Source organism: Paenibacillus sp. F024 (genome assembly GCF_057814255.1).
Genome location: NZ_JBVASZ010000065.1, coordinates 1 through 9,001, shown reverse-complemented (window position 1 = coordinate 9,001; position 9,001 = coordinate 1). Strand labels below are relative to the sequence as shown.

Below are 9,001 nucleotides of genomic sequence, written 5' to 3'. Positions count from 1 at the left end.
CTGCATGCCCTTTCAGTTGTTCCAAGCTACCGGCTCCTCTGTTCCCTTCTTATCTCGCGCTAAACTAAAGGTGAAATCCTGCGAATTCATGAGTCTGAGTGAGAAAACCAAATCATTTCGAGGGAGCAATAACAATAAGTGAACTTCCCGTATCAGCCAGCACCGCCATCCAAAGCGTTGAACTTCCGGTAAAAATAAGGATTAAAAAGATCGCTTTAACCAACAGTGAAAATGCAATGTTTTGTTTGATGATATTTAGTGCTTGGCGGCTCAATCGGATCGCAAAAGGTAGTTTGCTTAGGTCATCCGACATTAATGCAATGTCAGCCGTCTCCAAGGCCGTGTCTGTGCCTGCAGCCCCCATGGCAATGCCGACCGTTGCAGTCGCCAGTGCAGGAGCATCGTTCACACCGTCACCTACCATGGCTAAGGACCCGTGCCGCTCCATAAGCTCACGGACGGCAGTTAACTTTGCTTGGGGTAGCAGCTCTGATTGGACATCAATCTCCCCCAATTCCGCCGCTACGGCTTGTGCCGTGCCTCGATTATCCCCTGTGAGCATGACCATTCTTTCTATTCCTTCTTGTTTCAAAACCTGCAGTGTCTTCCGGCTCTCTGGACGTATTTCATCCGATACAGCAAATACCGCGATAGCTTCAACATCTGTACCAAGGATCATAACGGTTTGACCCTGTTGTTCCATATTTTGAATCGTAGTTTTTGCTGTTTCCAAAGAAACATTCAACTCATGTATAAACCACCGTGGATTACCGATATAATACGTTGTTCCTTGAATGGTTGCCTTGGCTCCTTTTCCGGGAAACGAAGTAAAATGCGAGCTCTCCAGGATTTCAATATTTCGTTCTTGAGCATGTTTTACTATCGCTTTAGCCACAGGATGCTCCGACTGCTTCTCAACCGCCGCCGCAACGGAAAGCACGTCGTCATCTTTGTATTGTCCAAAAGCCACAATCTGGTTTAATTTAGGTATGCCCCGCGTTAACGTACCGGTTTTATCAAATGCAATAACGTTTACAGCGCCTAATCTTTCTAGATGAGTGCCGCCCTTAATTAGTACCCCGTTTCGGGCTGCATTGCCGATGGCCGAAACGATGGACACGGGAGTAGAAATCACTAAAGCGCAGGGGCAAGATACAACAAGCATCATAAGCGCACGATAAAACCAAACGTCGAACGGTTGATTTAAGAATACGGTAGGAATGATGGCAATTCCTAATGCTACAACTAGAACAATCGGAGTGTAGTATTTAGCAAAAACATCAACAAATCGTTGAGACGGTGCTTTCTGGGCTTGCGCTTCTTCCACAAGATGAATGATTCTCGAAAGCGTGTTGTCTTGGGACCGGCGTGTCACCCTTACTTCCAAGGAACCGTGTTCATTGATGGTACCCGCAAACACATCATCCCCCGTTTGCTTTTCTACCGGAATGGACTCACCGGTTATTGGTGCTTGGTTGACCGCTGAAGCCCCTTTGACAACAACCCCGTCCATTGCGATTTTTGAGCCCGGTTTCACGATCATGATATCGTTAATCTCAATCTGATCGACGTGAAGCATCATCTCGTGGCTTCCCCTACGAATTAAAGCTTCTTTTGGAGAAAGATCCATCAAACCGCGGATCGATCGTCTTGTTCGGTCCATGGTATAAGCTTCTAACGTTTCACCGAGCGAGAACAGAAATACGACGGCGGCCCCTTCTTCCCACTCCCCGATTAACGCCGCTCCAAGTGCAGCAATCGTCATTAGAAGATCCATACCGATGGTACGGGACTTCAAGCCATACAATCCTGTCTTGGCAATCCGGTAACCTCCGGAGATCATGGCAGCTGCGTAGAACACATTCGATGTAGATTCCGGAATGAGTTCAAAGAATGAGAGAAGCCATCCGAGAATAAATAATGTACCCGATATAAGCGTCGGAACCGCCTTTTGGTTTCGACTCCAGAAACTTGCTTCTTCAACAGATCGCGAAGACGTGCCGCTCTCAACTGTTGCTGAATACCCAGATTTTCGAACAGCCTCGCTTATATCCGTGATAGCTGAACCATCGTGAACTACCGTCATTTTGGCGGCACCGTAATTAACTGATACATCCTTTACAGCTGGAAGTGCGCCTACCCGCTTTTGCAATTTTTGAGCGCAGTCGGCACAATCCATACCATCAATTCGGAAAATAGTTTTCACCGTGTGATCATCATTATGATAATCCACGCTGTAGCCAAGCTGGCATACCTGTTTCTTGATTACGTCAATAACTCCCTCATCCTGATACTCCACTTTCATCTTTGCCGTGGCGAAATTCACAGAGGCCTTATCGACTCCTGCAAGCCGTGAGACAGCTATTTCGAGCTTCGCGGCACAGTCCCCGCAGTGCATCCCTTGAAGGACTAGCGTCGAGTGAATCGAATGTTTGGCATGTTCCGAGTGATCTGAGTGTTCATGATGGTGAGAACCGCAGCAAGCTTCATGCTGATGAGTCGTACGTTGCTCAACTGCTGTAACTTGGTTATGGTTATGATCATGACCGCAGCCACAAGATTCTTTTTCCGACAAACATGTTTCGTTTTCTGATGAGATCCGGGCGTCACACGCTTTGTCGCTCATACTCTCCAACTCCTTAATCATTACATATGAACACTTATTCATTTATTAATTTTATCATATGTTCTTTGAAGTTGAATGTCAATCGTGCTTATGTCTAATTTTCATTATTTTGCGAATTTGATGGCTTCAATAAAAGCATGCACATGATTATAAGCAAGAAGGCAGTCAACGCTAAGAAAGGAATCGTAATAAAACCTAACCAATCGATGTAATCAACGTTGCAAGGAACTCCTTGCGTACACGGTTTAATCTCTACAAATCCCGGTATTTTCTGAAGCATATAATGGTATAAAGAAATGGAGCCACCGATGATGGACAACGGCAACACATACTTTTTCAATGATTTTTCATTGTAATAAGCAGCAATACCAAGGATCACGCTTAGAGGGTACATAAAAATTCGTTGATACCAACACAAATCGCAGGGGATAAAACCTAATACTTCACTAAAATAAAGACTTCCTGACGTTGCAACTACCGATACGATCCAAGCAAAATATATTAAATAATTTTGAATAAAAGATGGTTTACCTGTTTCCATCATTGTTTATCCCCTATTTCTTTATCTATCAGTTCTTTGATCATATTTATATCAAACGGATTTTCCAAGACCGTACCGTTGATCATGACTGTAGGCGTTTGTTTAACCCCAAATTTCTGCACCAATTCATTGTCTATTTTAACCCTTGAGGCTACTTCTTGATTTTTCAAATCTTCTTTCAGTTTTGTCAGGTCAATCGTTGGAGCTGCCGTTTTGACAACTTCCAAAATTTTCTCTTCCGTTATCCATAGTCCGTCATGATTTGCTTGGGGTTGAGCTTCATACAACGCTTTATGGAACATCCAAAACGCTTGTAGGTCTTGCGCAAAAACGGCTTCCCCGGCGAGAGCGGCCAGTACGGACTCCTGCTCGTGAAATAATACATTGATATACGCAAATTTCAGTTTACCGGTATCAATGTACTCTTTTTGCAACTGTGGGTAAACAACATTACTCCAAGCTTTGCAGGACGGACATTTATAGTCTCCAAATTCAATAAGGGTTACAGGAGCATCATCGTTTCCGAGAACTGGCTGATTTACAAGTGAAGGTGGCTCTTGAAATACTGTAGATGGTTGATTTTTATTTGACGCCATGTTTGAGAATATAAATAGAGCTATAAGTAAAACAATAACTGTTAACGTTATGATAACAAGAGGTTTGGTAGAGTTTCCGGTTGGCTTCGACGAGTAATTCATGTGTTTATTTTTTGACATCTCAGTTTCCTCCAGCTAAGATTTTATGAATTGCTTAAATATTCCTTATTCTTCCTGCTCGTCAGAACGTTCTTTTCGGTACCATCTAGAAAAAAGAATACCTAGAGCTATACCGAATACGCCCTCCTGCATAATTTTCATGATGACTCCACCCAATTGCTGGTCTCCAAGAGGCGTTAAAAAAGGAAACCATGGCTGTACAGCATGAAAGGGTTTGTAAATGAGATTATCAGCAAAAATAATAAGTGCACATGCTGGGTATAATAAAAAACCGTTTAACACAACGTAACCTATCTTCTTCAAATGACTTAGTTGGTTGAGATCCGGATCAGGACATGTTACGACAAACCACATTTGCATAGCAGTCAGGAATAAAAGAGTATGAGCAAACACAGCAGCTAACGGCTGTTCTCCTGACATTATCCAATCGTAAATCGCTGGAAAATGGTAAAAAGATAATAAACCATTAAATAAAAAAACTGCTAAAATTGCATTTGTAATCTTAGGCAATATTTTTTGTCTAAAAGCCTGTGGAAGTATGCTTCGAAACAACCAAGTTGGGATTCCTGCCCATAATAAAGGAGGGACGACGAAATAAAGCAGAGACTGCTGGAGCATATGGGCGCTAAACAAATAATGATGTCCGAGAGTGCTTAATGGGCTTCCCAGCGCTCCTCCTGCGACGATCAGGCCTAAGACAAAATAAAACCTTTGGATCGTCGGTACCGGTTCTCCTCCTTTAAATTCTTTGTGGAGAGGTCCGGTAATTAGTAAATAACCGATCAGTAAGCAAATCACCACAAGCCAAGCATAGGGGTTCCACCAATCCAAGAAAGTTAAAGACTTGCTCAAATTAATCATCCTCTACCATTCGAAATAACTACAACGCATCGTTTTAATGTTATTTCAATTCCAAGGAGAGTGTCAATACGTCATATGAACATTTGGGAATATGTTCTTTTTTTGGACAAATAAAAAAGCGAGGTTTGTCCTCGCTTTAGTTATAAACAACTGAATATTACGATAGTTGTTACAAGCATTCCTATTCCAACGGATGATACTAAAGTTTTGTTAGAGAACAACTCCACACCTTGTCGTTCTTCCAAATCTAAAATTTGCTTTAACCGATAATTGATCGCCGTTTTTGAAAAATCAGCACAAATTGGAACGAAATGTATAGAGCCCAAATTAATCATTTTAACAAGTGCGGAAGCAATTGGTGTTGAATCCTCCATTCTCTCAATCGCAAATCGGTCGGCCAAAAGCTCAATCCAGATGGCGTAATAATTCGATAAACCTTTAAGAACAGGGATATAAAACATTACTCGCGCTAATCGTTTCAGTAACCATTTTTTAATGGGATGGCGATAAGTAACGTGGTAAGCTTCATGAAGGAGAACGGCTTCCATTTCTTTTTCATCTAAACCTTGAATTAGTCCTGTAGAAAGTATTATTTTTGGATTACTTATACCCGATGTCAATGCCAAAAACTGTTGTTCCTTAATAACGAGGATCGGCATTCCCAGGAAAGCAAATTTCCGATTCCAATGTTCAGATAACCTTTCATCCTTATGCTGTCGGACGAACCGATTCCAGCGCAAATGATCGAAAACATCCTTGAATCCGTTAAACACCAGGGCACTAATTGTGATGATTGAAATAAAAGTTAAAACCGTTTCCCCAAAGGAATGGGCAAACCAGAAATCCTGCCAAACAAAGCGGGAAAGCCGCATAAAATCAGGTATCCAATTGAGGTCATTAAACTGATGAAAGAAGGACCAAGCGAGCTGAATCCATATAATACAAGCAACGGCCACGAAGACACCAAAAGCGAACTCAGCTGGATTTTGAATTTTTTTCATGCTGATTCCTCTGTTTCGCTTCTTGTAATTTCAGCTCGACTTTTTGCAGCAGCTGAGGGTCCACCTCTTCCAGAACATCAATCATATGAGCTACAATCACTTCTCCGAAATCTTTGACTAAACCTTCTGTTACATTTCTTGTTTGCTCTTTAATAAAGGCTTCCCTGGATACTACAACCTTAAACTGAGCAAGTTTACTTCGGCCTCTTCCCCCAGCTTGTTTCTTAATAATACCTTTATCGGCTAGTCTATTTAAAACCGTCATAATCGTATTAACCGAATAGTCGTATTCTTCCTTTAAACCCTCCCGAAGTTGATGAACATTCATCCAGTCCTCAGATTCCCACATTAATTCCATGATGCGTGATTCTAAAGAGCCCAGAAATCGGTTTACCCCTTCCTCTTGCATACGATATCCAACTTGTTTCATCTTCATTCGCTCCCTTCCTCAGCTATGTTTAACGTGCTGAAGCATCTGTACAAAAATTTGTTCGATATGTTCGTCGTCAAGTGAATAAAAAACGGTTTTTCCTACTTTTCGCCGCTTGACGATACGAAGATTTCGCAAATACCTGAGCTGATGAGAAACTGCGGATTGCCCCATCTCTAATACTTGAACGATATCATGAACGCAAAGCTCGTGTTTGAGAAGGGTATGGATGATCTTAAGGCGTGTAGGATCCCCTAGAGCCTTGAAAATTTCAGCTAAACTTGACGCTGTTTGTTCCGATATTAATTGCTCTTGCAGCACATGGATATTCGATGTTCCCCCACATGTATCTTCACATTGCTCCTGAATGATATTCTCCATTGTGTTTCCCACCTTTTGACGATAAAACTTACGATTAGTTTATTATAACAGAAATCATTTTATTTTACCGCCAGCATTAGACATGAATATCCGGGAATAACAAAAGATAAACCATTTCCAAGGATGGGACGTCAACGGCAGGGGAAACATAAAAATAAAAGTACGAGAAAGAATATGGCTACCATACATAAGAACAAACGGCTTATCCAAAGGCAATAAGAATAAGAAGGTATGTTAACATTAAATATTGCCTTTCACGACAATGTGGAATATAATAACATATGAATAGTTGTTCATATGTTATTATGGAGGAATGTACGATGTCAAACAATATTCATTCGCATCATGATCATGACCACCACGATCACAACCATGCTCATCGGCATGGACATAACCACGGACATGCTCACGGGCATGGACATTCGCATGCACCCAATAATAAAAAAGGATTAACAATTGCTCTTATTATAACGAGCGGAATCATGTTATTAGAATTTTTTGGAGGTTTGATCACTAACAGTTTGGCCCTCCTTTCGGATGCTGGCCATATGCTCAGTGACGCCGCTTCTTTAGCTCTAAGTTTGATTGCTATGTGGTTTGCTGTAAAGCCTGCCTCTCCTCGGAAATCGTATGGGTTCTATCGATTTGAAATATTAGCCGCGTTATTTAACGGAGTGACGCTGTTTGTCATTGCAGCTTTCATCATCAAAGAAGCGTATGGACGATTTTTCGATCCGCCAACCGTTTCCAGCGGATCGATGATTTTAATCGCTTTGTTTGGATTGCTGGCCAATCTTTCGAGCGTATGGGTGCTGCTCAAGCAAAGTGATGTCAAAGATAACATTAATGTACGCAGTGCTTATCTGCATGTCATCGGAGATGCTTTAGGTTCTGTCGGCGCCATCCTAGCCGGATTGCTAATGCTTTTCTTTGATTGGTATATCGCTGATCCTATAATTAGCGTCCTCGTTGCGGTACTTATTCTGAAAAGCGCATGGGGGGTCATACGCAATGCTGTTCACATCCTCATGGAAGGTACACCGATAACGATTGATTTAAATCTAGTGAAACATACGTTAGAAAAAATCGATGGCGTAATTAATGTTCACGACCTTCACGTATGGACAATTACTTCAGGCCTGGACTCATTAAGCTGCCATATCTTAATTGAAGATTCCAAAGACAGCCAAGAAGTATTACAAAGCGCTGTTCAAGCAATTGAACAAACGTTTAAAATCCAACACACGACGATCCAAGTGGAGAAATCAAATTTACAACACGCTGAATGTAAGGTCTGAGGAGCAAGAGTAAAGACGAACTGTTCCATTGGACGGTTCGTCTTTTGATTAGAGCTTTATTAATTTTTATCTGCCTTTACTATTTTTTCAATACGGGTTTGAATATCACGTTCCGTCATTTCTCCGACAAATATGTCTTGTATGATTCCATTTGCATCAATGTAAAACGTTGTCGGATAAGAAGAGACTTTGTATTTCTTCCTTATTTCATCTCGGTCCATAAGAATAGGGAAGCTTATATTATACTGCTGTAGAAACGAACGTACTGTTATCGGACTTTCATTCAGATTAATACCAACAATCTGTACCTGCTTATCTTTCCAAACCTTGCTCTGCTTCTCCAAGGCCGGCATTTCTCTTACACAAGGCGGGCAGAACGTCCCCCAGAAGTTCAGGACCAAACCACTCCCTTTAAAATCCGATAACTCATATGTTTTCCCATCCAAAGACGCCAATTTAAAATCAGGAGCTTTTGCCCCTTTCTTCACTTCTTCCGAGTCCTTCGCGGCAGAACTCCAAAATGCAAACGCCCCGGCCGCTATTACACACATCAAGATCCCCATTTGAATCCACCGTCTGCGCAACGTACCACACGCTCCTCTGAAAAATAAATACAAACTGAATACAAATATCCACCTACACGCTAGACTTGAAGCCTGTTGTATTTTTTCTCTTGTGAATCCCATCGATTGCTAAAAATAATAATACCGAGGGTTGGGAGCAGCACTACTCTCGAGATTAAGTAACTCATTTCGAGCGACCCTCTTGTCACGAATTCCACAAGCGTAAACAAAACAGTCAGTGTTATTCCAAAGCCAATGAAACCATTTCGAAAGACATATCTTTGCCTACCCAACTTCCGCGTGCTGGCCCATTTAAGCAAAAAACGACCATTGGGATTTTCCATTGTTTGTTTCCTCCCACTATTATTTAATGTTTTCTCGCGTTTTCTCACTCGTTCTTAGATTTTCAACCATCGACCATCCTGAAAGATGGAGAAGTCATGTAGCTATGACATAATTAGGGCTTGCTGAACGAATCAAAAGTCCGACAGCCACAAGGGTTTAGGACCTCTTTTGTCGAATTCAAGTGCAAGGAAAACAGGGACTTACCCGCGAAAAACCTTGCACATGGAGGCGTCCGAATT

At 41.8% G+C, this 9,001-nt stretch carries 9 protein-coding genes; 1 reads left to right on the top strand and 8 read right to left on the bottom strand.

Features of this window, described 5'->3' with window-relative positions; genetic code table 11:
- Nucleotides 1-112: 112 nt before the first annotated feature.
- The 7 genes from ACZYR9_RS26745 to ACZYR9_RS26715 all read right to left on the bottom strand — a co-directional run bounded on the left by ACZYR9_RS26745 (nucleotide 113) and on the right by ACZYR9_RS26715 (nucleotide 6,556).
- The gene (locus ACZYR9_RS26745; RefSeq protein WP_488981420.1) at nucleotides 113-2,626 is read right to left on the bottom strand and encodes a heavy metal translocating P-type ATPase; all 2,514 of its coding nucleotides are present in this window, start codon (nucleotides 2,624-2,626) and stop codon (nucleotides 113-115) included.
- Between the two features lie 94 nt (nucleotides 2,627-2,720).
- A complete protein-coding gene (locus tag ACZYR9_RS26740; protein WP_141336064.1) occupies nucleotides 2,721-3,170 on the bottom strand; it encodes a disulfide oxidoreductase in 450 nt (149 codons plus the stop codon).
- Nucleotides 3,167-3,883 (bottom strand): DsbA family protein, encoded by a 717-nt coding sequence (locus ACZYR9_RS26735; protein ID WP_230876291.1) that lies wholly within the window; start codon nucleotides 3,881-3,883, stop codon nucleotides 3,167-3,169. Before ACZYR9_RS26735 ends, ACZYR9_RS26740 begins: the two co-directional genes overlap by 4 nt.
- A gap of 45 nt (nucleotides 3,884-3,928) precedes the next feature.
- Entirely contained in the window at nucleotides 3,929-4,735 is an 807-nt protein-coding gene (locus tag ACZYR9_RS26730; protein ID WP_181410211.1) for a cytochrome c oxidase assembly protein, read from the bottom strand.
- 149 nt (nucleotides 4,736-4,884) lie between these two features.
- Nucleotides 4,885-5,745 carry a M56 family metallopeptidase gene (locus ACZYR9_RS26725; protein ID WP_141336066.1) on the bottom strand — a complete coding sequence of 287 codons (861 nt, stop codon included), beginning with the start codon at nucleotides 5,743-5,745 and terminating at the stop codon, nucleotides 4,885-4,887.
- Entirely contained in the window at nucleotides 5,720-6,175 is a 456-nt protein-coding gene (locus ACZYR9_RS26720; RefSeq protein WP_174351134.1) for a BlaI/MecI/CopY family transcriptional regulator, read from the bottom strand. Before ACZYR9_RS26720 ends, ACZYR9_RS26725 begins: the two co-directional genes overlap by 26 nt.
- Before the next feature lie 18 nt (nucleotides 6,176-6,193).
- Nucleotides 6,194-6,556, bottom strand: a complete 363-nt coding sequence (locus ACZYR9_RS26715; RefSeq protein WP_141336068.1) for an ArsR/SmtB family transcription factor — start codon at nucleotides 6,554-6,556, stop codon at nucleotides 6,194-6,196.
- Between the two features lie 320 nt (nucleotides 6,557-6,876).
- On the opposite strand from ACZYR9_RS26715, the gene ACZYR9_RS26710 reads away from it, so the two are divergent.
- Complete coding sequence (locus tag ACZYR9_RS26710) at nucleotides 6,877-7,854, top strand: cation diffusion facilitator family transporter (protein ID WP_141336069.1); 978 nt, start codon at nucleotides 6,877-6,879, stop codon at nucleotides 7,852-7,854.
- A gap of 59 nt (nucleotides 7,855-7,913) precedes the next feature.
- On the opposite strand, the gene resA is transcribed toward ACZYR9_RS26710, so the two are convergent.
- On the bottom strand, nucleotides 7,914-8,540 hold the full coding sequence (gene resA, locus ACZYR9_RS26705; RefSeq protein WP_141336070.1) for a thiol-disulfide oxidoreductase ResA: 627 nt from the start codon (nucleotides 8,538-8,540) through the stop codon (nucleotides 7,914-7,916).
- Nucleotides 8,541-9,001 lie beyond the last annotated feature (461 nt).